The following is a 23,680-nucleotide window of genomic DNA, read 5'->3' on the forward strand; positions in this document are numbered from 1 at the left end:
AGCACTTCAAGGGAGCGGGTTATGCGCGTATCAGATTTGGGCGAACTCAGCGGCGAAATTACCGTGTTTGGGGGGCCATATTCCAACAGACAGGCGTTGGAGGCCTTGCTCGAAACTGCGCGTGGCACGTTGATTTGCACCGGCGACATGGTTGCCTATTGCGGCGCGCCGCGCACGGTGATCGAAATGATGCAGCGCAATAGGGTGCATGTGATTGCAGGCAACTGTGAAAAGCAACTCGCAGCCAATGCTCTGGATTGTGGTTGTGGATTTGAAGATGGCACCACATGCGATGTTCTTTCAGCCGCGTGGTACGGGTTTGCTAACGAAAACGTATCCCAAGCTGCGCGCAGTTGGATGGGTGATTTGCCCGATGTGATCGTCTTCACTCACAAAGGGCGACGCTATGCGGTGTTACATGGCGGCCTCACAGATATTGCGCGGTTTATCTGGAGCGTTTCCGAGGATGCGGTTTTTCATGAAGAGCTAGACGCTTTGAATATGCTTTGCGGCGATGTTGATGTTGTTTTAGCGGGGCATAGCGGGATCGCATTTGAGCGGCAGGTCGCAGGTGTGTCTTGGATCAACGCGGGGGTGATAGGTATGCCGCCCCATAATGGCCAACAAAGCACCGAGTTTTTGCGTATTTCTGAGCAAGGTAAAGCCAGCTTCGAAAACCTGAGCTATGATGTCAGCGGGGCCGTGTCGGATATGGAGCAAGCGGGGCTGCGGCAAGGGTATCATAAAGCGCTGCAAACAGGGATTTGGCCTTCAGAGGATGTTTTGCCAGAGGCGCTGCGTCGTTATTCTTCGTCCTTTGCTAAGGGGTGATGGGTCAGCACCAACTCTTGCAAACGTGCTTCAAGGACATGGGTGTAAATCTCGGTGGTCGCGACGTCCGCGTGGCCCAAAAGGGTTTGAATCGAGCGAAGATCGGCGCCGTTCTCTAGCAAATGCGTCGCAAAGGCATGCCGCAGCGTGTGCGGCGTTACTTTCGAGGGCATGACGCCAGCGTTTACCGCAAGTTCTTTGATCAGTATGTAAAACCGATGGCGCGTAAGATGCCCTTCTTTACCGCGCGACGGGAAAAGAAATCGCGATGCCGGTTTGCCCTTTTTCAGCGCTTCCTCTGATTGCGCCTCCCACGCAGCGAGCCAATCGTTCAAAGCGCTGCGTGCAGGTGGTGAGAGCGGAACCATGCGTTCTTTGTCGCCTTTTCCGCGGATCAAAAGCATACGCGGATTGCCTCGCGCGGCAGCGACAGGAAGCGAGACCAATTCGCTCACCCGCATACCTGTCGCGTAGAGCAGTTCCATCAAACAGGTGTTGCGTAGTCGATCGGCAGGCCCGCGTCCCACGACGCGCGCAGCAGCGAGAAGCCTGTCCACTTCGGATAGGCTAAGTGTTTTCGGCAGGCGTTTGTCACGTCCCGGCCCAGCAATTTGAATGGCAGGATTGTCGCTGCGCCAGCCTTCTTCAAAGCCAAAGCGGTAAAGCTGTTTGATCGCAGACAAGCGGCGCGCGCGCGTGGATTTGGCCAAACCTTGAGCGTCGCAGTAAATCAAATAGGCTTCCACGTCATCACGCGAGGCATCGTCGAAGGCGCAGTTTTTGCGCGAGAGCCACTCGGCAAAGTCTTTTAGATCGCGCGCATAGGCCAATTGGGTATTTGTGGCGGCTCCGAGTTCAGCAGACTGCGCGTCCAAAAATGTGGAAATCCATCTCAGATGGTCTGCGCTCGCGCTCATCCTTGAAATACCCCATCTAGCAACATCAACTGCAATGCGGTGCGGCGGGCCGTGTCTTCCAAGCCAACGCTGCGCAGGAAAGCGAGGCCGCTTTGGATCGCTCCTGTATCACCGTTTGCTCCCGAGATGGTTAACGCCATTGCGCGCAAAATCGCTTCGCCCAGACGTCCTTGAGACACCATATCGGTTAGAAACTGTGGCGTGCCTTGACCAGAAAAGGCGCTTTTGATTGCGATGGAGAGTTCATTTGCGCTGCGCTGGTTTGGCTCACCAAGAGCGACGGATTGTGCAGTTTTTAGTAGCGGATCGTTGGTTTCCCGGGTCACCGCTTGCTCGTAGAAGGGCGAGAGAAGCGCGATACGTGTGATCAGGTCGGCGTCAGCGCCTTTGCTCGGCAGGCGGAGCAATTCTTCGCTGAACAAGGTCGCGAAGGGCACTTCCAATTCAGCTTCTTTCATCTTTGACCAAGCGCGCGCAAGTTGCTTGAAGATACTTGCAGGATCGCCAGATGATATCGCGGTCTCCAAACGTTGCACGGCCTCCAAACGATCCCAAACTCCGCCAGAGGCAGAAGGAATGCGATCCGTGTAGATGCCAAGCAGTCGGTTTTCCGAAATCGCGCCCGATCGCAAAAGGCGCTCAGCGGCATCAATTTGCGCTTTCCATCCCGCATCGCCGCTAAGATCAATGGCCGAGAACGCGCGCGGTAGTGACGATGTGGGCAGCGCTTCGCCAATGGCTTCGAAAAGACGGAACTGCAATACGCTCGGACGCGAGGAAGGCGCAGGAATGCGGGTTCCTTCGAACAGGTCAGGGTCCAAGAAACGCTCTAAAAGCGCGACGTCAATGGGTTCAAGCGCGCCAATGGCATCCGCCGTGGACAAGGTGAGCGCCGCATTGTCCCAGTTTTGCGCTTGGGCATCGCAATAAATACGCCGCGCCAGATCAGGGCTGAGGGCGGGGTCACGGCTCAAGGCATCGCAGGGGGCCTGGCTGTCTCCGCCAAGAAGCGCAACATCAAAATATAGATCAAACAGGTCTTTGTGGGCCGGATCAGCGCGCGCTAAAAGGGCAGATGCGGGATCGACAGCTCCGAGGAACAAAAGTTTGTTGACCCGCGCGCGCAAGAAATCGGCACCATGAACGCGGCTTGGCGCATCTGCTTCGGCAAGCAGAAGCGTATAGAGAAGCGATTGAAGGGCCGGGAGTTTTTCAACATCAAGCGCCCTGATCTGGCTCACAAGCGTATCTGTGTCACTTTCCTGCCAAAGCGATCGCGGCAAACCGGTGACTGAACTTGGCAGCAACCCTGCGGACGCGCGATTGGGCGCACCGAGCGGCATAACCGTAACTTCCGGCGTTACGACCGAGCCCGCGACAGCGGGTTCATCTATGATGTCATCTTTTGGAGGCTCAAGCGGCACAACAATTTGCTTGGGCCGTTTTTCCAGCCACTCGATGGCCGACAAGGGGTCCGTAGCAAAGGCAGGTGCGCATAACGATATCGCAAAAATACTGGCCAGCACAAAAGGGGGGTTAATTGCCACCGTTCACATCCACTGGCACACGGATTTCACGCAAGGGGGCGGAAAAATCGGCACCGAAAAAGGGTCCGAGATAGGCGTAAGCGATCAGAGCGATTCCCGCGAGGATCGCTAAGTAGATCAGCCATTTCAGTATGCGCCCCATATGTTTTATCCTTGCCTGCCTGTCGTCTTTTGTCACGTTTATATATGGCCTTTTGCGCAAGTTCACGTCATTGAAGGCCACTAATTGGATTTTGGCGGTCATTGGCCTACCCATTCACTCGGAATAAGAGACAAATGATCTGGAAATTGCACAAAACGGTGGTTCTGGTCGGCATGATGGGGGCCGGAAAAACCGCTGTGGGCAAAGCGGTGGCGAACAACCTGGGCGTGCCGTTCCTTGATTCGGATGCGGAAATTGTGAGCGCGGCCAACATGAGCATCGCCGAAATCTTTGAGCGTGACGGCGAGCCTTTTTTCCGCGCACGGGAAAGCGAAGTGATCGCGCGATTGCTGGATGGGGCGCCATGTGTTCTGTCGACGGGCGGCGGAGCCTTTTTGGCCGAGCGCAACCGCACGCTCATTTCGCAGCTCGGCGTTTCTGTTTGTTTGCAAGCCTCGCTAGAGCTGCTGTGGTCGCGCGTGCGCAATAAAGATACGCGCCCCTTGCTACGCACACCCGATCCTTTGGGCGCTTTGACCGAGCTTTATCAAGCGCGCGCTGCGACCTATGCGCTTGCCGATATCTCGGTTCAGGCGCGCGATACCTATTCAATTGAAGATATGGCCGCACAAGTCATCGATGCTTTGCGTGCGCGCCCTGATGTTCTGGAGAGCGATGAAAATGGTTGAAGTGGTTCATGTTCCTTTAGAAGGACGCGCGTATGATGTGCGCATTGGCCCGGGTCTGATCGAACGCGCAGGTGCCGAGATCGCGCCGCTTCTGGTGCGCCCGCGTGTAGCAGTGGTCACCGAAAGCCACGTTGCTAGATTGCATCTGGATCGTTTGAAGGCAGGCTTGGCAGAGCAGGGGATCGAGATGGTCTCGCTTGAATTGCCTCCCGGTGAAAGCACTAAAGCCTGGCCAGAGTTCTCACGCTGCGTCGAGTGGCTGCTCGAGCAAAAGATCGAGCGCCGCGATATCGTGATCGCGCTTGGTGGCGGTGTAATTGGCGATTTGGTCGGCTTTGCTGCGGCTGTTCTGCGCCGCGGTATTCGTTTTGTACAAGTCCCGACCTCCCTGCTGGCCCAAGTGGATAGCTCGGTTGGCGGCAAAACGGGGATCAATGCACCTCAGGGCAAAAACCTGATTGGGGCATTCCATCAACCCGCCTTGGTGCTGGCCGATACCGATGTTTTGAACACGCTGACACCGCGTGATTTCCTGTCCGGTTACGGCGAAGTTGCGAAATACGGCATGCTCGGTGATGCGGGTTTCTTCGAGTGGCTCGAGGTCATGGGGCCAAAGCTATTGGCTGGCGATCAAGAGGCCCGGATCGAAGCCGTGCGCCGCTCTGTGCAAATGAAAGCCGACATCGTGCTTCGCGATGAAACGGAACAGGGCGATCGTGCGCTGCTTAATCTTGGGCACACCTTCTGCCACGCGCTTGAATCCGCGACAGGATATTCGGATCGTCTTTTGCATGGGGAAGGCGTTGCCATTGGATGCGCTTTGGCCTTTGAACTCTCGTTCCGCCTTGGACTGTGTAGCCAAGAAGACCCCAGCCGCGTGCGCGCGCATCTTCGTGAAATGGGCATGAAGGTTGATTTGAGCGATATCGAGGGTGACCTGCCGAGCGCCGAAGCGCTGCTTGATCTAATGGGGCAGGACAAAAAGGTCATCGACGGTCAGCTTAGATTTATCCTCGCGCGGGGTATTGGCGATGCGTTTGTAACGTCCGATGTGCCAAAAGATGTTGTTTTAAAGCTGTTGAAAGACGCTTTAGCTGCGCGCTAAAGCCTGTCTTCCTCTCTCGCTAAATATCCCGGGGTCTGGGGCAGCGCCCCAGTCCCGAAATACCAGTCTTTAGAACGGGATTTCGTCATCCAGATCGCGTGAAGGTGCGCCACCGCCGCCACCTTGGCTGCCACCACCATAACCGCCGCCACCTTGACCGCTATCATAGCCACCGCCCTGACCGCCGCCGTCATAACCACCGCCTTGGTTGCCACCACCGTAGCCGCCACCGCCGCCACCCTGATTGTCACCGCGTCCGTCAAGCATTGTCAGCGTTGACGTATAAGGGCGCAGGACGACCTCAGTGCTATATTTGTCTTGGCCAGACTGATCTTGCCATTTGCGTGTCTCTAACTGTCCCTCAAGATACACTTTGGACCCTTTACGCAGGTATTGCTCTGCAACACGTGCCAGAGGCTCTGAAAAGATAGCAACAGAATGCCATTCCGTGCGCTCGCGTCGCTCGCCTGTGTTACGGTCTTTCCACGTCTCGGACGTGGCGATGCGCAAGTTGCAGACTTTGCCACCATTCTGGAATGTGCGCACTTCGGGATCGCGGCCCAAATTGCCGATGAGGATAACTTTGTTTACTGAACCGGCCATATCGCCCCCTGTAGGTATACTATAATTACACTTTCACCGACTCAGTCAGCGAAGTTTTGCCGAACCTACACCACCAGATCGTGGTTAAAAACGGAATAACGACCCAAGGGGTAGCGAAGTGGCGAAATCTAGCTATATTGCGCGTGATACAGGATTAGTGGGGCATATGTGCATGCGCGCTCATAGAAGGCGACAGGTCGCAATCGTTTCAGCAGGATTGATTTTCGCACTGGCCATGCCAGCGGCGGCCGACAGGCTGTCGACGAAATCACGTGCGAAACTGTTTAGCTCTCAAACCAAGATTTTGGACAATCGCGCCGCAGAGCAATACAAAGCTTCGGTTCGTCTCCAACCACCTACCGTGAACACACCGACAAAATGGGGCGATACAAAGAAATCCCCCAAATATCGGGGGCGTTACAAGGGCAAGTATTCGACCATGGCCCGCAAAGCTGCGCGCAAACATGGCGTTCCAGAAGATCTGTTCTTGCGTCTCGTGCAGCAAGAAAGCAACTGGAACCCGAACGCAGTGTCCCATGCCGGCGCTCAAGGGCTGGCCCAGCTGATGCCCGGCACGGCCGAATATCTTGGCGTTGATCCCAGCGTGCCTGCGCAAAATCTAGAAGGCGGCGCACGTTACCTCAAAGAGCAATACAAAAAATTCGGCTCATGGCGCCTCGCGCTCGCGGCCTATAACGCCGGTCCCGGCGCAGTCGAAAAACACGGCGGCGTGCCTCCCTACAAAGAGACACGCAACTATGTGAAGGTGATTTGGGGCAGCTAAACAAAGGTGCCCTCTAGTTTTCCCCGAAAAAGATGTCTGCTCGAGGAAAAACGTTCATTTCCAAATGGTTATTCCGCCGCGATTTTGATCACGGGCTCCATTCTCGCCAGCATTTCATCGCTAAGGTGACATTTCAACTGGTGATCACCAGGCAAAATACGCACGGGAGGAACTTCCTTGTCGCAAAGCCCGTTCGGCACTTCCGACTTCCAGCGACACCGCGTCTGGAACGGACAGCCCGTCGGCGGATTCATCGCAGAAGGGATATCGCCGTCTAGCACAATGTGCTTTTTCTCGATGCTCGTATCGGCGATTGGAACTGCAGAAAGCAGCGCTTCTGTGTAAGGGTGATAAGGCGGCGAAAAGACCTGATCGGTTGTGCCAAGTTCTACCACATGGCCTAGATACATCACCATCACGCGATCACTAAGATAGCGCACAATCGACAGATCGTGAGAGATGAACAGAAGCGTCGTTTTCTCGTTGCGCTGAATTTCCATCAAAAGATCGGTCACCGCGGCCTGTACCGACACATCAAGCGCAGACACAGGTTCATCGGCAACAACAATGCGCGCGCCGCCAGAAAAGGCACGCGCAATGCCCACACGTTGCTTTTGACCACCCGAAAGTTGACGCGGCATGCGATCCGCAAACGCGCGCGGCAGTTTGACAAGATCCAGTAGCTCTAGCATGCGATCACGCCGCTCGGCTTCATTCTTGCCGATCTTGAAAATCTCAAGCGCGCGGATGATCTGGCGACCCACGGTCATTGAAGGGTTGAGCGTGTCAAAAGGGTTCTGGAATACCATTTGAACGTCGGCGACGGTCTTGGTGTCGCGTTCTTCAATTGGGGTGTTTCCGATACTTTGATTGTCGAGCAGGATTTCTCCGTCCGTGGCGGTTTCCAGCCCCATCAAAACCTTGGCAAAAGTGGATTTGCCACAGCCAGATTCGCCAACGATTGCAAGGGTTTCGCTTTCCCGTGCCTCAAAGCTCAGGGTTTCGTTGGCCTTAACAACCTTCTTGCTGCCACTCCCGAAAAGCGCATTGGCCGAAACTTCGTAATATTTCTTGAGATCGTCCATTTTCAGAACGACATCGCCAATCTCGCCTTTTTCCTTCTGTTCACCAACGGAGATAGGCGCGTCCCAATCGATTTCCTTAAACCTCAAACACCGCGTTTCATGACGACCTTCTTCGTCAGCAGGGTACATGGGGATAAAGTCTTGATCACATAGACCTGCTTCGAAGTAATCACAGCGCGGGCCAAAATTACAGCCATTCGGGCGCTCATGCGGTAAGGGGAAATTGCCCGGAATCGCCACCAAGGGGCGCGCGTTTTTGTCAGCGCCGGGCAGGGGGATCGAGCGGAACAGCGCCTGCGTATAGGGGTGCTGCATTTCGTCGAACACATCCTCGATCGAGCCACGCTCAACCGCTTCGCCGGAATACATCACGCAGATGCGGTCACAGGTTTCCAAGACAAGCCCAAGGTTGTGCGAGATGAACAGCATCGAGGTGCCGTATTTCTTGCCCAGATCACGCACCAGCTCGACAATCGCAGCTTCAACCGTCACATCAAGCGCCGTTGTCGGCTCATCCAGAATAAGCAAGGCAGGTTTGGACATCAGCGCCATCGCGATCACGATACGCTGCTGCTGACCACCCGAAAGCTGATGCGGATAGCTGCCCAGAATACGCGCAGGATCAGGCAGTTTGACATCCGTCACCACCTGCAAGGCGCGATCATAGGCCTCTTTCTCGCCGATGCCTTCATGGATCATCGGCACTTCCATCAACTGCTTGCCGATCTTCATCGCGGGGTTCAGCGAGGCCATCGGCTCTTGATAAATCATCGCGATTTCATTGCCGCGCACATCGCGCAGCTCTTCATCGCTCATCTCGGCCAGATCGCGGCCTTTGAACTTGATAGAGCCACCGACAATGCGGCCATTTTTGCCCAAATCCTGCATCACGCCAAGCGCCACAGTGGATTTACCGCAACCAGATTCGCCAACCAATCCAACCGCTTCGCCGGGCCGCACGGTGACCGAAAAATCCATCACAGCCGGAATTTCGCGCAAGCGCGTAAAGAAGGAAATCGAGAGCTTATCAATCTCTAGAATTGGCCCATCATACTCTATCTTCGACATGTCTTTCTCCTTTTGGAGCAGAAAAAGAAAACCTTGGTTTCCTCTCTCTAAAAATATCCCGGGGGTCGGGGGGCTGGCCCCCCGTCCGCCCATCCATTCTTAATCGCGCAAGCTTTCTTCGCGCAGCCCGTCCGCCAAGAGGTTCAAACCAAGAACCAAGGACAGCAAAGACAGGGCAGGTGGAAGCGCAGGATGCAGATAGATCGACAAGAGCTTGCGGCCCTCGTTAATCGTGCTGCCCCAGTCAGGGCTCTCTGGTGGCAGACCAAGGCCGAAGAAACCCAAGGTTCCGAGCAGAATGGTCGTATAGCCAATGCGTAGGCAGAAATCGACGATCAGCGGGCCACGTGCGTTGGGCAGGATTTCCCAGAGCATGATGTACCACGGACCTTCACCGCGCGTTTGCGCCGCCGCCACATAGTCGCGTTGTTTGATGTCCAGCGTCAGGCCGCGCACGATACGGAAAACTGTGGGCGAGTTGACGAAAACCACCGAAACGAAGACCACAAGAACACCGGGTGCTGGGTTGAATTTGTCCAAAGCGCCGAGAACGTTAATTTGGCTATCAGGTGCGTTGATGGTCAGCGCATAGATGATGGCCAAAGGCACCAGCACTGCAATCAGCCAAACGCGGTTCTTTTCGGGTTGTTGTTTCAGTCGCGTGTGGATGAGCACCGCAAAGAAAACCAACGGGAAGAAGAACAGCACAACAGCCATATATTGCGGCAATCCTGTTTCCACGATCTCGGGCGTCACCAAGAGGTAAAAGAGCAAAATCACAGGGAAGGCCAGCACGAGGTTGGCAAAGAACGACAGGATCGTATCGAAACGTCCGCCGTAATAGCCCGCAGGCAGACCCAGCGTGATGCCAACCATATAGGCAAAGAGCGTAGCCAGCGGCGCGATCAGGATCACGATCCCCGCGCCCTTCATCACGCGGCTAAAGATATCGCGTGCAAGATTATCACCTCCGAGCAGGTAATAGGCGTAATCTCCATCTTCTGCACCGCGCATCGGCGTACCGGGCACTTTGTTTTTCATGCCAGAGACTTGCGACAGGGGATCATGGGTTAAGATAAGATCGATCGCGCCGAAAATAGCTACAAAGACCCAGAACATGACGATTAGAAAACCAATGACACCAATCGTGCTGTCAAATAGTTTGCCATATAGCCCAAGCTTACGTTTATACCTCACTGATACGATTGTAAGCACAACCAGTGAGATCCAAACGGGGATTAACTGGCGTGATATGCCGCCAATTACGCCAGCATTTATTCCCAGTAGCGCTCCGATCACGAGATAGATCAGCGTGGCCAAGATTAAAAGTGTTAGTATGGCTGCTAGTGCTTGGTTGAACAACACGCTGATGCTCATGCCAGTGAACCAAAAATGGTTTGCCTCGCCTGTGTCCTTTTCAAATGCACTCGCAATAAAGGATAGGACAAAGACGATGATCAACAAGCATCCAAGAAACAAGAATGGCAGGTTCAGAAAAGAAAGGGCTCCTGCCCAGGTAAGCGGTTCCATGAGCAATCCTCCTTAGCTGACGCTGATGCGTGGGTTGAGGTAGACGTAACCGATATCTGAAATCAGCTGCGTGATCAGAACAACGATGACGGATACGACCGATACGCCGAGCAGAAGTTCGATGTCGTTGTTGCCCGCCGCTTGGACAAGAACCCAACCGAAGCCTTTGTAATTGAACAGGGTTTCCACGATGACAACCCCGTTCAAGAGCCACGGAATTTGCAACATGATTACGGTAAACGGCGCGATCAGCGCGTTGCGCAGCGCGTGTTTCATGATGATGTTAGGAAAGCTCACGCCTTTGAGGCGGGCCGTTCTGATATATTGCGCGGTCATGACTTCCGCCATCGAGGCGCGGGTCATGCGGGCGATATAGCCCATGCCGTAAAGGGCGATGGTGAGGACGGGTAGGAAGAAGTTCTCGAAATTTGCGCTCTCCATGGCCGAAGTCGCGGTTCCTTTGAACCACTTCAATCCGACTGCGGACGAGGCGAAGACCGCGATCAGTATAACGCCAGAAACGTATTCGGGTGTTGCCGTCGTGGTAATTGCCACCGTTGAGAGCGTGCGGTCTGTGCGCGAGCCTTCGCGCATTCCAGCTAGCACGCCCAGAAGCAGGGCCGAGGGCACCATCAGAACCATCACCCAGAACATCAATTTACCTGTCAACGCGAGGCGAATACCAATGATCTTGGCGACGGGCTCTTTGAAAACTGTGGAATAGCCCCAATCGCCTTGCAAAATCCCGCAGAAACGTGGCGCATCCGCAGGATCAACGCCCGGATCAAGGCAGCGACCAACCATTTTGCCATCTGCGCCTTCAATCTGTTTGGACGGAAGAACACCAAGCCATTCACCATATTTCACAGGTAAGGGTTGCATATACCCACGATTGGTCAACCAGCTTTGAACCTGTTCGTCGGTCATCCGCATGTTGCCTTGGGTTTTGGCAAGTTTTTCAAGGTTTGGATAAAGGTTCGTCAAAAAGAAGACGATAAAGGTCAAGCAGAGCGCCGTGAGGATCATCACCCCAAGACGTCGCAATATAAACATTCCCATGTGTGCCCCTGTCAGTCAGGCTGTGCGAACCATTTTTGGTCCGTCATTTTTGGCCCTAAGGCCCTTGGCTTGTTGACCCGAAGGTCACTGGCGAAAAAGGCCGCCCCAGATGGGGCGGCCTATCGTCATTTTGCTTAAGCTGCGAAGCCCAATGCATGTGGGTAGATTTCAAACGATGGGTGCATTTCCGCGCCCACGATACCCTCTTTGTAGTGACGGTAGAGGGACTGCCAATATGGCTGGATGATAACACCCTCGTCCTGCATGATCTTCTCGATCTTCGCCATGACTTCGCGGCGTGCATCTGCGTCCGCAATCGCCATTGCTTCTACCAGAAGGCCGTCGAACTCTTCGTTCGCAAAGCCCGCTTCGTTCCAAGCTTCGCCAGAACGGTACGCAAGCGCGAGAACCTGAACACCCAAAGGACGCTGGTTCCAGTTTGTGGAAGAGAAGGGGTATTTCGCCCAATCGTTCCAGAACGTGGAACCCGGCAGGATCGTACGCTTCACCTTGATACCCGCGTCGCGCAACTGCGCTGCAACCGCATCCGTGGTGTTCTTGCGCCAGTCATCGTCGATAGAGAGCAGCTCGTGCTCGTAATCGCCCATGCCTGCTTCATCCATCAGAGCCTTTGCTGCGGCGCCGTCAACCGTTTGGGCTGGCAGCTGAGCATACTCAGGGTGAAGCGGGGAAACATGGTGGTTCTCAGCAACCGTACCGTTGCCCGCAAAGCCAAGCTCAAGGCAAACCGCGTTATCAACAGCCATTGCAAGAGCGCGGCGCACGCGTACGTCAGCGTAAATCTTCTTGCCGTCAACTTCAGCGAGCTGGTTTGTACGGATAACGATTGTGTTCGCTGTTGGTGTCTCGGATTTAACCCAGCCGTCCAGCGTGTCGAAGACTTCCACGAAATCACCGTCGATGCGGTATGTCATGTCGATCTCTTCGGATTCAGCCGCAGCTACGAAAGCAGACGGGTCTGTGCCGTAGTCGATATACTCGATGCGATCGAGATATGCGCCTTCGCCCCACCAGTCGTGATCTGTGTTCTTGACCAGAACCGCTTTAACGCCAACTTCGAGGCTTTCAGGAAGGTAGGGACCTGTGCCAACCGCGTTGCCGACCATGTCATCTGCATTGTGAGATGAGTGCGTGATCGCGGATGGGTAGTCGCCCATGCCCGGAATGATCGTGATGTCAGGTGCAAGCATCGTCAGCTTAACAGTGTGGCTGTCAATAACCATTACCGCGCCTTCGCGCGCTTTGTTTGTCTCAGGATCAACCAAGGATGCCATACGGCCAGCCATGGAGTTGCCTTCCATGTCCTTGTCACACCAACCGATGATGTTGCGCGCTACGTCTTCTGCGGTGAAATCATCGCCGTTGTTCCACTTCACGCCTTTACGGACGTTCAGTGTGTATTCGGTGGCGTCGTCATTTGCAGCCCAGCTTTCCAGCAGGCGACCCTCAAAAGAACCGTCCGCGTTGATCTGTACGAGATACTCGAGCCAACCGCGTGAGAAGTTCGCAATCTGTGACCAGTCATATGTACGAGGGTCTTTGAGAGCGCGCACTTCTTGCTGAATGCGAAGCGTGCCACCAGCTTTTGCATGACCTGCCGCTGCGAGCGGCTGAGTTAGGCCAGCCATCGTATAAGCTGTTGCGGTCGCAACACCCAAAGCAGATGCGCGCGTAAGGAATTCGCGGCGATCCATAAGACCTGCTTTAAATTCGTCCGCATACATCGTCGCCGCTGGATGAATCCGCTGGCTGTTGTTGGTTTCGTGCGTCATCTTTGTCTCCCTGTGACACATTATATTTTTATCTGAGGCAATCGGTTAGCGCCAAATTTCTGAGCAAGCCGAGCAATATCCCCAAGTCGTTACATTCGGCACTAGAAATTCCTTCAGGTCAATTCACCGTTTCGAGAATTCGAGGTCTGAATGCGACGTCTCCCCCAATCAGAAACGACATTCGATGCAAATGCAACTGCGAAATCCGCTTTACAAATTTGGCTGGATGAGGTGGCCCAAAATGATTGTACGAACGTGATTGGCCTTTGCTCTTAGGGGCTGACCGGTTTGAGTGACCGACGCTGCTCTTTGGTGCGAATGCAAAAACACTGAATTACGACGCGGATGAACCCATCGTGCAATTTGCCCCGCGCTCGAAAAAAAACAGCTATGCAACGACCACTTTGGTGGCGCGCGTTTTTTGTTGCTCTGTGTTTCTGGGCGAAACCTCTCAAAAACAATTTAACCTGTCCAAACATTAACCTGAGTAAAATTATCAGATTGACTTAACCTACTGTTTTGATCAGGTAAGAGGTAAGTCAAGCCACCCCGATTCTGTTGCAGGGGAAGCCCGACACTTTGAAATGTGAGGACTTCCTAATGTGGTTACCCAAATTGAAACTGGCTCCGACTATCGCTGAGCAACGCGATGACCGCCGGGTTCCCCAGATCGATTATGATCTGCTCTTTTCGCTTCCCCCATCCGAGGGGCTGCCTTTGGAATGGGCATTGGATCATACGCGAAACACGATGGGAGCCGTATCATGAGCTTTCACATTGCCCCGCCTAAACGCCCTGCATCAACAGAAACTCTTCCAGCCTATTCCGCAAGAGATCTGACAGAAGGGGGCGATTTGGCTCAGATCTGCCTGGACAATCAAACCTATACGCTACGCATCACGCGGGCGGGCAAATTGATCTTAACCAAATGACACAGCAACACCCACAGCGCGGAGGCGCACCCGTTGGCTTTATCACCGAGTTGGATAACCTCGAGGCTGCGACGGTGGTTTATCTGCGACTTTGGAGCAATGGGCCTGACAGCCGAGAGCAGGTCTGCAACGATCTGACCGCTGGACTTGGCCCTGAACATGCACAAAAGGCGATCCAGTCTTTTGAGACCCTTTGCATTTTGTGCGCACGACATGGGCGCAGACCGCTTATGCGACACTCTGTGCACTGCAAATGTCTCGGCGGTGATGAATCCTGCTTTGCCAATTTCGTCGCGGCTGCGGCCGAAGGCGCGCTGGAAGATGCGATGCTTTTCGCGACGCTTCTTGTGCGCGCAGATGTTGCGCCGCTTATCGCCTCATGTGCTGCGGACTTTGGGCTTGCTCTTAAGAAAATGCAGCTCGCCGCGCCGCGCGTTCTGGCAAAGCCGCACTATCAACCTACAACTCTCCATTAACACTAAAGGACGTCCCCGATGAAACGGACCCAGTTTTTCATGAGCGCAGCGCTTCTAGCCTGCGCAACACCGGTTTTGGCGCTGGAAAAAAGCGCTGTGCTGGACACTTACGCAAACATCGCAGAGGCAAAATTCGCCGATAGCCTTGTCACGGCTCAACGCCTAAAGACAGCGGTTGATGCGCTGCTTGCGGATGCTTCTGCCGAGAACCTTGCAACCGCGCGCGCGGCTTGGATCGCGTCCCGCGTCCCTTATCAGCAAACCGAAGTTTACCGTTTCGGAAATGCGATCGTTGATGATTGGGAAGGCAAAGTGAATGCTTGGCCCTTGGACGAAGGCCTGATCGATTATGTTGACGCCTCCTATGGTGGCCCCTCTGATGAAAATGAACACGCGGCGCTAAATATCGTTGCAACGCCGACGTTTACATTGTCGGGCAAGGAAATTGACGCATCAGCGATTACGCCTGCTTTGCTTTCGGAGACGCTTCACGAAGCGGATGGTGTCGAGGCCAATGTAGCAACAGGATACCACGCAATTGAGTTCCTGCTTTGGGGCCAAGACTTGAATGGCCATGGCGTAGGTGCAGGCGCGCGCTCTGCGAGCGATTTTGCATCCGGCGACGCATGCACCAACGGCAATTGTGATCGCCGCGGCGAATACTTGAAAGCGGCGACAGATCTTTTGATCTCTGACTTGGAGTGGATGGCGGCGCAGTGGGCCACTGGCGGCGCAGCGCGCAGCGAATTGACCGCAGATGAGGACGCAGGCCTTGCCGCGATCCTCACCGGCATGGGGTCTCTGTCCTATGGCGAGCAAGCAGGCGAGCGGATGCGCCTTGGTCTGATGCTAAACGATCCTGAAGAAGAGCATGATTGCTTCTCTGACAACACACACAACAGCCACTACTTTGACGGCCTTGGTGTGCAGAATGTTTACTTGGGGGAATACGTGCGCGTTGACGGATCGCTCGTTTCGGGCCCGTCCTTGTCTGATCTTGTTGCCGAGGTAAACGCAGACCTTGACGCCGAAATGCAAAACAAGCTGAGCACAACTATGATGGCGCTTGGCCGGATCAAAACCGCTGCTGAAGCGGGATTCGCTTACGATCAAATGCTTGAACGCGGCAACGAAGCTGGCGAAGCGCTTGTGATGGGGGGCGTGAACGGGCTGATAGATCAAACAAAATCTATCGAGCGCGTGGTCTCTGCCTTAGATTTAAGCGCAATCGCCTTTGAAGGCTCGGACAGTCTGGACGATCCGGAAGCCGTCTTTCAGTAAGCAAAACACGCCAGCCATATAGCCAGCCTTATCGCCCCAAGTGGGGCCGAAACGAACTAAGGAAAGAACATGAAAGCATTTTGTGCATTGGCTGGCGTCATTGCGTTGGGCTTGCCTGTGGCAACGTCTGCGCAAGAGATTGAAGCGTCTAGCGAATTTGGTGTGAACGTCGCAACATCGGGCGGTGGCACAACGGAAACAACTGCAAGCCTCGGAACTGAATTGTCGTTTGGTGGGGCATTTATCGGCGGATCGGTCGAATCCCTTTACCAAGATCCAGTAGACAAAGCCGAAGTCACGCTCACCTTTGGGTACGGCTTTGATCTGGGCAATGATTTTGCTCTGACGGCGTCCTACGCCCGCATCTATCTCGACAAAAGTGGCTTTGCCTCGCATGAGGTCGCTGTAGCGCTTGATTTCCCGGTAAGCGACAATGTGGGCGGAACGCTTGAAGTTGTGCATGATCTGACGGCCGATAACACCGACGTCAGCCTCTCAACCGAGTTCGGTCTAGGCGGCAATTTCACTGGTGCTGCGCTCGTCGGGTATGATGGCGCTGCGACATATGGTGAGCTGGGTGTGTCTTACGCATTCAATGACAATATTTCGACGGGCCTCGTTGTTGAAATGGCTGAAAACACACCTGCGGTTTACAACTTTGGCGTCACGTTCGGTTTCTGATCCAAAGCAAAGAGCAGGGTGCAATTGCAGTTGCGTCCTGCTCTGTCCGCGCTCCAAGGGCGAGGGGGGGCGTACACGGGAGCGCAGGTCAATTTGAAGCGTTGCGAGGCTGCAATTAAAGGCATATCGAGTTTGCAAACGCACTTTTGTCTAAACGGTAAAATTTGGAACAAAAACATGTTCAACGCAGAGCGTCATAGATGGGCAAAGCCGACAGCCCTCGCAATCTTGGGGGCATTTGCTACAAACATCGCTGTCGCTGAACCCGTCGTTTGGGACCTTGGTGATCCGCATCTGAATGTTGTGCCGCGCACCAAAGCGGAAGCAGACCGCATTGCCAGGGCGATCAAGTTGACCACTGACTTTTCCGCCTCTAGCAAATTTGAGAAGAACTCGGCAGGGGCCGCGACAGTGCGCGCGCTGCGCAATTCCAACGCATTTTCGCAATCCTCGGGCAACATCACCTTTGAAGACGAGCTAAAGTTCAAAGTTGGAAACGGGTTGTTCCGAAAACTATGGGTATCTTCACCATCCTCGACGTTGGCCTCGGATGGGCTTGGCCCACTCTACAACGCGAGTTCGTGCCAGCGCTGCCACTTAAAAGACGGGCGCGGCCATCCGCCTGAAAGTAGCGATGACAATGCAATCTCGATGTTCCTGCGCATTTCCATTCCCGGAACCGCGCAAGACGGAATTGCGCAGATCAAAGACTATATCGCAACCTTGCCTGATCCGAATTACGGAACCCAGCTACAAGATTTTGCGCTTCCCGGTCACGCCGCCGAATATCGGTTGGATGTCAGCTATGAAGAAGAAATCATTGCGCTTTCTGATGGACAAGAAGCCTCTTTGAGGCACCCGACATACCGCGCAGAAGACCTTGGATATGGCCCGCTCCACGCGAAAGCGATGCTAAGTCCGCGCGTGGCTCCGCAGATGATCGGCCTCGGGTTGCTTGAGGCGATCCCCGCCGCTGATATCCTCGCAAAGGCTGATCCTGAAGATTTGGACGGGAATGGGGTCTCTGGTCGAGCCAATGTGGTGTGGTCATCCGAGTTCAATAGGCCAATGCTTGGGCGTTTTGGCCTAAAGGCAGGGGCACCAACGGTTCTCCAGCAATCTGCCGACGCTTTTGCTGGAGACATTGGCATTTCTTCGCCGCTGCATCCCAATGGCGCTGGCGAATGCACTGAGGCGCAAACGCTCTGTCGCAACGCCATTCATGGGGATGGCGATGATCGCGAATTCGAAATTGGAGCCGAGGGGCTCGATCTGGTGACCTTCTACAGCCGCAATCTTGGCGTGCCTGCACGGCGCAACGTTGATGATCCCGAGGTTCTGCGCGGCAAGGAAGTCTTTTACAAAACGGGGTGTACAGAGTGCCATACGCCAAGTTTCGTCACCCATCGCCTTGAAAATCAGCCGGAGCAAAGCTTCCAGTTGATCTGGCCCTACACCGATATGCTGCTTCACGATATGGGCGAGGGGCTTGCCGACAATCGCCCCGAAGCGCGCGCCACTGGCACCGAATGGCGCACGCCTCCGCTCTGGGGCATAGGGCTGACCGAGCAGGTGAGCGGACACACGTATTTCCTACACGATGGGCGCGCACGATCGCTGCTCGAGGCGGTATTGTGGCATGGCGGCGAAGCGCAATCGCATCAACAGTCTGTCGTCGACATGCCAGCAGAAGATCGCGCCGCACTTATCGCATTTTTGGAGAGCCTATGAAGCACCTCATTCTCAGCGCTGTTTTGGCACTGTCACCAGCACATGCGATCGCGCAAAATAGCGCACCAATCATTGCTGATGTTGTAAACGGGCATATTCTGCCGGGCTTTGATGCGCTTGCTGCGCGCGCCGCAGGCTTAGCGCATGCGGCAGAAAACGAGTGCTCGCCAAATTCCGTGGCATTGCAAACAGCTTACGGGCACGCCTTTGATGCGTGGATATCTGTAAGTCATTTGCGATTTGGACCGACAGAGGAAAATGATCGCGCGTTTGCTCTCGCGTTTTGGCCTGACACGCGCGGTGTCACGCCGCGTAGCCTGTCCAAACTCATTGCCACTCAAGACTCGATTGCAGAAAGTCCCGCTGAATATCAACAGGTTTCCATTGCGGCGCGCGGCTTTTACGCGCTGGAGTTTTTGTTGTTTGATGACAGGCTGCGGACAGCCGCAGACCCGAACTATCACTGTCGTCTTATTCAAACGATTACGCAGGATATCCAAGCCAATAGCCAGGCGATAAAGACCGATTGGCACGAAGGTTATGCGGCGCAAATCCTAACGCCTCGCCAAGATGGGCTATACCGAACAGAAGAGGAAATTCTGCAAGAGCTGTTCAAAACGCTTACAACAGGTCTTCAGTTTACTTCGGAAACGCGCCTTGCGCGCCCGCTTGGTTCTTTCGATAAGCCGCGCCCAAAGCGCGCGGAAAGCTGGCGGTCAGGGCGTACAGCGCAGCATTTACAGCTTAGCCTGCATGCGCTTGGCGATCTGGCGGCGCGACTTTCTGGTGCAAATCCTGCGCTTAGAGAAAAGCTGAAGGTGAGTTTTGAGCTGCCCATCGCGCAAATCCTAGCGATCAACGATCCAACGCTCGCTGGGGTGTCTGATCCCCAGCAGCGCTTCAAAATCGAGGTGATCCAGCAATCGGTAAACACAGTGCGAGAGGTCGTGGAGAACGAACTTGGCCCCGTTCTTGGTGTGAGCGCCGGCTTTAACGCACTTGATGGCGATTGAGGCTGTGACCGGGCGGCGGCAATTCTTGAGTGGCCTATTGGCCGCGGGATTGATTCCTCGGCCAACTTGGGCCGATGCAGGGTCACCCGCGTATCTGTCAGCGGCAGCTAAAGCTAACGGCAGCTTTGTGCTTTGCGGCATTAGTGATGCGCTGGATATTATTTTTGAAATCCCATTGCCGGCAAGGGCGCACGCCGCAAGCGCGCACCCAAAGCGACCAGAAGCCGTCGCATTTGCCCGTCGCCCTGGGACATTTGCTGTGGTGATTGATTGCAGGTCGGGCAGGCCGGTTTCATCACTTGAAACGCCAAAGGGGCGGCATTTTTACGGGCATGGGGCGTTTTCCGCCAATGGGGATTTTCTGTTCACCACCGAGAACGATTATGAAATGGGTCGCGGGCGCATTGGTGTGTGGGATGCGAGTGCGGGTTACAAACGCATCGTGGAAATTGAGAGCGGTGGCATTGGTCCCCATGACATCAAGCGCTTGGCGAACTCGGATACGTTGGTAGTTGCAAATGGCGGGATAGATACGCACCCAGAGTCGGGTCGCAGTAAGCTGAACATCCCGACCATGCGCCCGAACCTTGCCTATATCGAAAACGGCAATGTTGTCGAAGACGTTCGCCTTGCCCCGGAGCTGAACAAGAATTCTATTCGTCATCTTGCTGTGTCGGATACGGGAGCAGTTGCTTTTGCCATGCAATGGCAAGGTGGCGGTGTGGTCGAAGCGCTTGTAGGGCTACATAAGCGCGAAGCACCCGTTAAGCTGTTTAAGCCCGGCCGAGAAAGCATGCGTTCTTTGGACGGCTATATCGGCAGTATTGCTATTTCAGAGGACGGCGAGACCATCGCAGCGACCTCGCCGCGCGGTGGGGTTTTGCATAGATATAGCGCCGCCGAGGCCCGTTTAGACAAGGTGATTGAGCTGGCCGATGTGTCAGGCATTGCTGCAACAAGCGCGGGATTTACCGCAACAACTGGCGCTGGAAAAATCGCGCGCGTTGATGGGCCTCGCCTGAATGTACGAGCGATCGACGCGTTCAAATGGGACAATCACCTGATCGCATTATAGCGCTCAGAACCTTTTGAGCGGGTTGGTTTTGAGGCGTGCCCCCGTTCGCTTCACGGCGTCTTGCAATATGAAGCGAACGTCGCCTTGGGGCAGAGGTCAATCAGACAGGCACAATTTGTTGCCGTCCAAATCTCTTACATATGCGGAAAACTTGGGACCACGTTGGTTTGGTTCTCCTTCACAGGTCCCGCCAAGGCTTAGCGCTAGCTGATGCATCCTTGTGACCTCTGCTTTGTCGCCAACACAAAAGCCAACCATCGTCCCGTTTCCATTCGTCGCAGGTTGGGTGTCAAACGGGATCGCAGATGCAAAGGCAAAACCCTCGCCCATCCAATAAGTCATGCGATCGGACGGTGAAATCACGTGAAGGCCAATGCCCTCAAACAGCGCATTGTAGAAGCCTTTTGAAGCGTCCATGTCGTTCGTTCCGACGACGAAGTAGTTCATTTTCATAGTTTTTCCAGCTTGCTTGTCTTGGTGGTGGCGCGTCAATTCCCGAGTGATCGGCAAATCGCCCGCCCTGGAATTTCAATATTGGAATATATGACATTTTATGTCCTATTTGTTGGATGAGTCGCACAAATGCATCCGAGCGATTGACGCGCATTGAATTGCTCGCGGTCCAGCTCAAACAAGACAGCCATTTCACTGTTAAAGACCTCGCACGCCTTCATGGCGTCAGCGCACGCACGATTGCGCGAGATTTGTCGCTCATGCGCGAGCGGGGCATGCAGATCGACGCTGACAGAGGGCGCGGCGGCGGGGTGCGGCTTGATCGAAATTGGGGCATTGGCAGATTGAACCTGCCCTATGCCGAAGCGGTTGATCTGCTCATAAGCATTGCAGTTGCAGAAAAGATGGACTCGCCGATCTTCTTGGCGAGCCTAAGTTCAGTGCGGCGTCAGTTGGTGGCCTCCTTTTCCCCAGAGAAGCGCAAACAGGTCGAGCGCGTGAAATCGCGGGTCATGATCGGCACGACCGCATCCACCTTTGTGCAAACCAGCGCCAAACAGCCGCCAAAACGCGTTGTTCAGGCGTTGCATCAAGCCTTCATCACTCAGACAGAACTGGAAATCCGCTATCAACGTGAAGACGGGGCCGCGTCAGATCGCCAGATCGCGCCGCACTACCTTTTGTTGAAATATCCTATTTGGTACGTTGTGGCCTTTGATCATCTCCGCGACAGCCCGCGCATCTTTCGCTGTGATCGCATGCTAGAGGCCAGAAAAACGGAAACCTCTTTCCGTTTGTTGCCCAAGGATGCGTTCAAACCATCCATAGAGCAGGAAGACCTCGTGCTATGAGAGTGGAAATGCGCGTGTCCCGAGCGATTTAAGCCGCGCTTGAAAGTCGCGCAGCCTTTGCCAATGCGCGCAAAGAGGATGGGGTTTCGCCCGTATGTGTTTTGATAAATCGCGTAAAATAGGCGGGAGTTGAAAACCCCAGCCGCTTTGCAATATCCACAGCCTTCAAACCATCATCTTCGAGAAAACGCCGCGCGCGCTGCAAGGTATGCTGTGTCAGAAGGTCAGCCGCTGTAACGCCGCACTCTGACTTGCACACGCGGGTTAAATGCGTCGGCGTCACACCTAGTTTCGCGGCAAAATGGGCCATCGTGTCTCCGCCAACAGGGGCCGTTTCCGATTGAACGATCAAAGCAGACAGCGCGCGCATAAGGCGGCGTGCCGCGGTTTCGCGTTCGATCTGCTTTTGATAACGATGCGCCCAAACCATCATCAACTGCGCATGTGCGCTGGTCGCGATTTGAGACATTTCCTCTTCGTTGTTGGCTTCGCTTTGAATGGATTCAATGTAGTGCGTTAAAACCAATTGCGCTTTGGGTTCGCGAACACGTAACAAAAGTGGGCTGTCGGGCCAATCAAGGCGCACGCTCGGGGCAAGAGCAACTGTTTGCCCAAAGCACGAGGACTCCCACGAGAACCCGAACAACGTCCCCGCCGGGATAAACACCGCGTTGTGGCTACTGAGCGCATAGCTGCGCCCTTCGATCATACAGCGCGCCGCGCCGCGCGTTACCCAAATCAACATATGATAAGGGCGCGAATGGGCCAGATTCAATCTCCATGGCGCAGCGCGCGCGCGTTGGGAAATGGTCAGAACAGCGTCGGGATGAGGATCGGTGTCGCGAGTATGGATCATGCCCGCCATATCAATCGAAATGTTTGCCTTTGACAACAAAGGTGAGTTTTGTGCGACGAAAAACTGTATATATGTTGCACAATCACAATTTCAAAATTGATGTTAGGGCAGTGAGAGCCGCTGCCATTTCTTCATTCTGGCGCGAAACCATGTCCGTTGCCGTTTGGCAAATTGCCGCGTTGCGATGCTCGCCGCCTCCTTGGCATGCTCCAATGTAATTTCGCCCCGTAAATATGCCGTCAACTCGGGCGCACCGATTGCTTTGCAGGATAGCAGTTCCGGATCATAGAGATGAAGGTTTGCGCGCGCCTCGTCGAGCGCGCCCAGTTGCACCATTTGATCGAACCGGCGCGCGATGCGTTCGTTCAGCCAGTCGGTCTCGGCCTCCAGCACAAATGACGCACAGGCCTCAAGAGGTAACAATGGGGGCGGCGTTGCATCGTGCCAATCGGCCAGCCCGCGCCCTGTCGTGCGCTGCACTTCCCAGGCGCGCTGCACACGCATCGGGTTTTGCAGATCAATCTTTTCTCGAGTCGCAAGATCAAGATTGCCAATCATTTGCTCGATCTGATGGTTTACTCTCAGATTATTTGCTTCCTCGCGCACATCGGCTGGGGTCGCTGGAATCTCTGCCAAGCCTTCGGTCAACGCGGCGAAATAGAGCCCGGTGCCGCCAACGATGATAGCTCTTTCGCTTTGCTCGGACAGGAGGGGCGTAACATCGCGGATCCATTGGCCAGCGGAGTAATGCGCCGTGAAAGGCACATGACCATAAAGCGCATGTGGCGCTTGCGCTTCGTCCTCGGCGCTTGGCCTTGCGGTTAACACGCGCCAGCCGTCAAACACTTGGCTGGCATCCGCATTAATGATCACGCCGCCCTGCGCCTCAGCGATTTTCAGCGCAAGCGCGGATTTTCCGGATGCCGTTGGCCCCGCGATCAACACGGGCGTTTGCGGGTCTATCGATGAAATATCTAGGTTTTTCATGGGCTTGCCTTGAACGATGCCGTGCTGATTTGCATTCCTTGCAAATAGAGCGTTTGAGTTATTGAACAATGCGCAAGTTTTGGGCATTTTGCGCGCGATCCTACCTATCCTTTTGCGGAGTTCAACATGACCGAAGCCACACTTCCCGACGGAACGACGTTTAAGCGCGTCATGCTCAAGATTTCCGGGGA

General features: G+C 54.6%; 24 protein-coding genes. 13 read left to right on the forward strand and 11 right to left on the reverse strand.

What is annotated here, in order from left to right; translation table 11 throughout:
* Positions 1-21: 21 nt before the first annotated feature.
* On the forward strand, positions 22-831 hold the full coding sequence (locus ACRBCU_RS07170; RefSeq protein ID WP_431364689.1) for a metallophosphoesterase family protein: 810 nt from the start codon (positions 22-24) through the stop codon (positions 829-831).
* On the opposite strand, the gene ACRBCU_RS07175 is transcribed toward ACRBCU_RS07170, so the two are convergent.
* Genes ACRBCU_RS07175 through ACRBCU_RS07185 form a run of 3 tightly spaced genes read right to left on the reverse strand, consistent with a single transcriptional unit; the run spans position 804 to position 3,437 of the window.
* Positions 804-1,748, reverse strand: a complete 945-nt coding sequence (locus tag ACRBCU_RS07175) for a site-specific tyrosine recombinase XerD (RefSeq protein ID WP_431364690.1) — start codon at positions 1,746-1,748, stop codon at positions 804-806. The two genes, ACRBCU_RS07170 and ACRBCU_RS07175, sit on opposite strands and share 28 nt — an antisense overlap.
* Complete coding sequence (locus ACRBCU_RS07180) at positions 1,745-3,295, reverse strand: hypothetical protein (protein WP_431364691.1); 1,551 nt, start codon at positions 3,293-3,295, stop codon at positions 1,745-1,747. Before ACRBCU_RS07180 ends, ACRBCU_RS07175 begins: the two co-directional genes overlap by 4 nt.
* Positions 3,285-3,437, reverse strand: a complete 153-nt coding sequence (locus tag ACRBCU_RS07185; protein ID WP_431364692.1) for a hypothetical protein — start codon at positions 3,435-3,437, stop codon at positions 3,285-3,287. The genes ACRBCU_RS07180 and ACRBCU_RS07185 overlap by 11 nt, the downstream gene beginning before the upstream one ends.
* 134 nt (positions 3,438-3,571) lie before the next feature.
* On the opposite strand from ACRBCU_RS07185, the gene ACRBCU_RS07190 reads away from it, so the two are divergent.
* A complete protein-coding gene (locus ACRBCU_RS07190; protein WP_431364693.1) occupies positions 3,572-4,126 on the forward strand; it encodes a shikimate kinase in 555 nt (184 codons plus the stop codon).
* Positions 4,119-5,231 carry a 3-dehydroquinate synthase gene (gene aroB, locus ACRBCU_RS07195; RefSeq protein WP_431364716.1) on the forward strand — a complete coding sequence of 371 codons (1,113 nt, stop codon included), beginning with the start codon at positions 4,119-4,121 and terminating at the stop codon, positions 5,229-5,231. Before ACRBCU_RS07190 ends, aroB begins: the two co-directional genes overlap by 8 nt.
* 69 nt (positions 5,232-5,300) lie before the next feature.
* Here the strand turns inward: aroB and ssb are convergent, their stop codons facing one another.
* Entirely contained in the window at positions 5,301-5,834 is a 534-nt protein-coding gene (gene ssb / locus ACRBCU_RS07200) for a single-stranded DNA-binding protein (protein WP_431364694.1), read from the reverse strand.
* Between the two features lie 235 nt (positions 5,835-6,069).
* Between ssb and ACRBCU_RS07205 the strand changes: the two genes are divergently transcribed.
* Positions 6,070-6,618: a lytic transglycosylase domain-containing protein gene (locus ACRBCU_RS07205; protein WP_431364717.1), complete on the forward strand. Its 549-nt coding sequence runs from the start codon at positions 6,070-6,072 to the stop codon at positions 6,616-6,618.
* 68 nt (positions 6,619-6,686) lie between these two features.
* Here the strand turns inward: ACRBCU_RS07205 and ACRBCU_RS07210 are convergent, their stop codons facing one another.
* The 4 genes from ACRBCU_RS07210 to ACRBCU_RS07225 all read right to left on the reverse strand — a co-directional run bounded on the left by ACRBCU_RS07210 (position 6,687) and on the right by ACRBCU_RS07225 (position 13,153).
* Entirely contained in the window at positions 6,687-8,771 is a 2,085-nt protein-coding gene (locus ACRBCU_RS07210) for a dipeptide ABC transporter ATP-binding protein (protein ID WP_431364695.1), read from the reverse strand.
* 99 nt (positions 8,772-8,870) lie between these two features.
* Positions 8,871-10,301, reverse strand: coding sequence for an ABC transporter permease (locus tag ACRBCU_RS07215; protein WP_431364696.1), 1,431 nt, complete (start codon positions 10,299-10,301; stop codon positions 8,871-8,873).
* A gap of 12 nt (positions 10,302-10,313) precedes the next feature.
* Entirely contained in the window at positions 10,314-11,360 is a 1,047-nt protein-coding gene (locus ACRBCU_RS07220) for an ABC transporter permease (RefSeq protein ID WP_431364697.1), read from the reverse strand.
* A 134-nt stretch (positions 11,361-11,494) separates the two neighbouring features.
* Positions 11,495-13,153: an ABC transporter substrate-binding protein gene (locus ACRBCU_RS07225; RefSeq protein WP_431364698.1), complete on the reverse strand. Its 1,659-nt coding sequence runs from the start codon at positions 13,151-13,153 to the stop codon at positions 11,495-11,497.
* 600 nt (positions 13,154-13,753) lie between these two features.
* Here ACRBCU_RS07225 and ACRBCU_RS07230 point away from each other — a divergent pair.
* The 8 genes from ACRBCU_RS07230 to ACRBCU_RS07265 all read left to right on the forward strand — a co-directional run bounded on the left by ACRBCU_RS07230 (position 13,754) and on the right by ACRBCU_RS07265 (position 20,342).
* The gene (locus ACRBCU_RS07230) at positions 13,754-13,921 is read left to right on the forward strand and encodes a hypothetical protein (protein WP_431364699.1); all 168 of its coding nucleotides are present in this window, start codon (positions 13,754-13,756) and stop codon (positions 13,919-13,921) included.
* The gene (hemP, locus tag ACRBCU_RS07235; RefSeq protein WP_431364700.1) at positions 13,918-14,085 is read left to right on the forward strand and encodes a hemin uptake protein HemP; all 168 of its coding nucleotides are present in this window, start codon (positions 13,918-13,920) and stop codon (positions 14,083-14,085) included. The genes ACRBCU_RS07230 and hemP overlap by 4 nt, the downstream gene beginning before the upstream one ends.
* Positions 14,082-14,561: a hypothetical protein gene (locus tag ACRBCU_RS07240; RefSeq protein WP_431364701.1), complete on the forward strand. Its 480-nt coding sequence runs from the start codon at positions 14,082-14,084 to the stop codon at positions 14,559-14,561. The genes hemP and ACRBCU_RS07240 overlap by 4 nt, the downstream gene beginning before the upstream one ends.
* A gap of 18 nt (positions 14,562-14,579) precedes the next feature.
* The gene (locus tag ACRBCU_RS07245; protein ID WP_431364702.1) at positions 14,580-15,842 is read left to right on the forward strand and encodes an imelysin family protein; all 1,263 of its coding nucleotides are present in this window, start codon (positions 14,580-14,582) and stop codon (positions 15,840-15,842) included.
* 69 nt (positions 15,843-15,911) lie between these two features.
* Positions 15,912-16,523 (forward strand): hypothetical protein, encoded by a 612-nt coding sequence (locus tag ACRBCU_RS07250; RefSeq protein WP_431364703.1) that lies wholly within the window; start codon positions 15,912-15,914, stop codon positions 16,521-16,523.
* 177 nt (positions 16,524-16,700) lie between these two features.
* Positions 16,701-18,254 carry a di-heme oxidoredictase family protein gene (locus ACRBCU_RS07255; RefSeq protein ID WP_431364704.1) on the forward strand — a complete coding sequence of 518 codons (1,554 nt, stop codon included), beginning with the start codon at positions 16,701-16,703 and terminating at the stop codon, positions 18,252-18,254.
* On the forward strand, positions 18,251-19,267 hold the full coding sequence (locus tag ACRBCU_RS07260) for an imelysin family protein (protein ID WP_431364705.1): 1,017 nt from the start codon (positions 18,251-18,253) through the stop codon (positions 19,265-19,267). The genes ACRBCU_RS07255 and ACRBCU_RS07260 overlap by 4 nt, the downstream gene beginning before the upstream one ends.
* A complete protein-coding gene (locus ACRBCU_RS07265; protein ID WP_431364706.1) occupies positions 19,257-20,342 on the forward strand; it encodes a DUF1513 domain-containing protein in 1,086 nt (361 codons plus the stop codon). Before ACRBCU_RS07260 ends, ACRBCU_RS07265 begins: the two co-directional genes overlap by 11 nt.
* Before the next feature lie 96 nt (positions 20,343-20,438).
* Here ACRBCU_RS07265 and ACRBCU_RS07270 read toward each other — a convergent pair whose 3' ends face one another.
* Complete coding sequence (locus tag ACRBCU_RS07270; RefSeq protein ID WP_431364707.1) at positions 20,439-20,795, reverse strand: VOC family protein; 357 nt, start codon at positions 20,793-20,795, stop codon at positions 20,439-20,441.
* A gap of 116 nt (positions 20,796-20,911) precedes the next feature.
* Here ACRBCU_RS07270 and ACRBCU_RS07275 point away from each other — a divergent pair, with 116 nt between their 5' ends.
* Positions 20,912-21,646 carry a helix-turn-helix transcriptional regulator gene (locus ACRBCU_RS07275; RefSeq protein ID WP_431364708.1) on the forward strand — a complete coding sequence of 245 codons (735 nt, stop codon included), beginning with the start codon at positions 20,912-20,914 and terminating at the stop codon, positions 21,644-21,646.
* A 28-nt stretch (positions 21,647-21,674) separates the two neighbouring features.
* On the opposite strand, the gene ACRBCU_RS07280 is transcribed toward ACRBCU_RS07275, so the two are convergent.
* Complete coding sequence (locus tag ACRBCU_RS07280; protein WP_431364709.1) at positions 21,675-22,502, reverse strand: AraC family transcriptional regulator; 828 nt, start codon at positions 22,500-22,502, stop codon at positions 21,675-21,677.
* A gap of 102 nt (positions 22,503-22,604) precedes the next feature.
* A complete protein-coding gene (miaA, locus tag ACRBCU_RS07285) occupies positions 22,605-23,489 on the reverse strand; it encodes a tRNA (adenosine(37)-N6)-dimethylallyltransferase MiaA (protein ID WP_431364710.1) in 885 nt (294 codons plus the stop codon).
* Between the last annotated feature and the right edge of the window lie 191 nt (positions 23,490-23,680).

The sequence above is a fragment of the Planktotalea sp. genome, assembly GCF_050633725.1.
In the GTDB taxonomy this organism is placed as follows: Bacteria; Pseudomonadota; Alphaproteobacteria; order Rhodobacterales; family Rhodobacteraceae; genus Planktotalea.

Excerpts from the sequence above, each read along its gene's own strand:
- ACRBCU_RS07250 (WP_431364703.1), top strand. The coding sequence starts at position 15,912 with ATGAAAGCATTTTGTGCATTGGCTGGCGTCATTGCGTTGGGCTTGCCT.
- ACRBCU_RS07230 (WP_431364699.1), top strand. The coding sequence starts at position 13,754 with ATGTGGTTACCCAAATTGAAACTGGCTCCGACTATCGCTGAGCAACGC.
- ACRBCU_RS07275 (WP_431364708.1), top strand. The coding sequence starts at position 20,912 with ATGAGTCGCACAAATGCATCCGAGCGATTGACGCGCATTGAATTGCTC.
- miaA (WP_431364710.1), bottom strand. The coding sequence starts at position 23,489 with ATGAAAAACCTAGATATTTCATCGATAGACCCGCAAACGCCCGTGTTG.
- ACRBCU_RS07215 (WP_431364696.1), bottom strand. The coding sequence starts at position 10,301 with ATGGAACCGCTTACCTGGGCAGGAGCCCTTTCTTTTCTGAACCTGCCA.
- hemP (WP_431364700.1), top strand. The coding sequence starts at position 13,918 with ATGAGCTTTCACATTGCCCCGCCTAAACGCCCTGCATCAACAGAAACT.
- ACRBCU_RS07205 (WP_431364717.1), top strand. The coding sequence starts at position 6,070 with ATGCCAGCGGCGGCCGACAGGCTGTCGACGAAATCACGTGCGAAACTG.
- ACRBCU_RS07210 (WP_431364695.1), bottom strand. The coding sequence starts at position 8,771 with ATGTCGAAGATAGAGTATGATGGGCCAATTCTAGAGATTGATAAGCTC.
- ACRBCU_RS07175 (WP_431364690.1), bottom strand. The coding sequence starts at position 1,748 with ATGAGCGCGAGCGCAGACCATCTGAGATGGATTTCCACATTTTTGGAC.
- ACRBCU_RS07280 (WP_431364709.1), bottom strand. The coding sequence starts at position 22,502 with ATGATCCATACTCGCGACACCGATCCTCATCCCGACGCTGTTCTGACC.
- ACRBCU_RS07185 (WP_431364692.1), bottom strand. The coding sequence starts at position 3,437 with ATGGGGCGCATACTGAAATGGCTGATCTACTTAGCGATCCTCGCGGGA.
- ssb (WP_431364694.1), bottom strand. The coding sequence starts at position 5,834 with ATGGCCGGTTCAGTAAACAAAGTTATCCTCATCGGCAATTTGGGCCGC.
- ACRBCU_RS07265 (WP_431364706.1), top strand. The coding sequence starts at position 19,257 with ATGGCGATTGAGGCTGTGACCGGGCGGCGGCAATTCTTGAGTGGCCTA.
- ACRBCU_RS07240 (WP_431364701.1), top strand. The coding sequence starts at position 14,082 with ATGACACAGCAACACCCACAGCGCGGAGGCGCACCCGTTGGCTTTATC.
- ACRBCU_RS07190 (WP_431364693.1), top strand. The coding sequence starts at position 3,572 with ATGATCTGGAAATTGCACAAAACGGTGGTTCTGGTCGGCATGATGGGG.
- ACRBCU_RS07220 (WP_431364697.1), bottom strand. The coding sequence starts at position 11,360 with ATGGGAATGTTTATATTGCGACGTCTTGGGGTGATGATCCTCACGGCG.
- ACRBCU_RS07255 (WP_431364704.1), top strand. The coding sequence starts at position 16,701 with ATGTTCAACGCAGAGCGTCATAGATGGGCAAAGCCGACAGCCCTCGCA.
- aroB (WP_431364716.1), top strand. The coding sequence starts at position 4,119 with ATGGTTGAAGTGGTTCATGTTCCTTTAGAAGGACGCGCGTATGATGTG.
- ACRBCU_RS07225 (WP_431364698.1), bottom strand. The coding sequence starts at position 13,153 with ATGACGCACGAAACCAACAACAGCCAGCGGATTCATCCAGCGGCGACG.
- ACRBCU_RS07170 (WP_431364689.1), top strand. The coding sequence starts at position 22 with ATGCGCGTATCAGATTTGGGCGAACTCAGCGGCGAAATTACCGTGTTT.
- ACRBCU_RS07270 (WP_431364707.1), bottom strand. The coding sequence starts at position 20,795 with ATGAAAATGAACTACTTCGTCGTCGGAACGAACGACATGGACGCTTCA.
- ACRBCU_RS07260 (WP_431364705.1), top strand. The coding sequence starts at position 18,251 with ATGAAGCACCTCATTCTCAGCGCTGTTTTGGCACTGTCACCAGCACAT.
- ACRBCU_RS07245 (WP_431364702.1), top strand. The coding sequence starts at position 14,580 with ATGAAACGGACCCAGTTTTTCATGAGCGCAGCGCTTCTAGCCTGCGCA.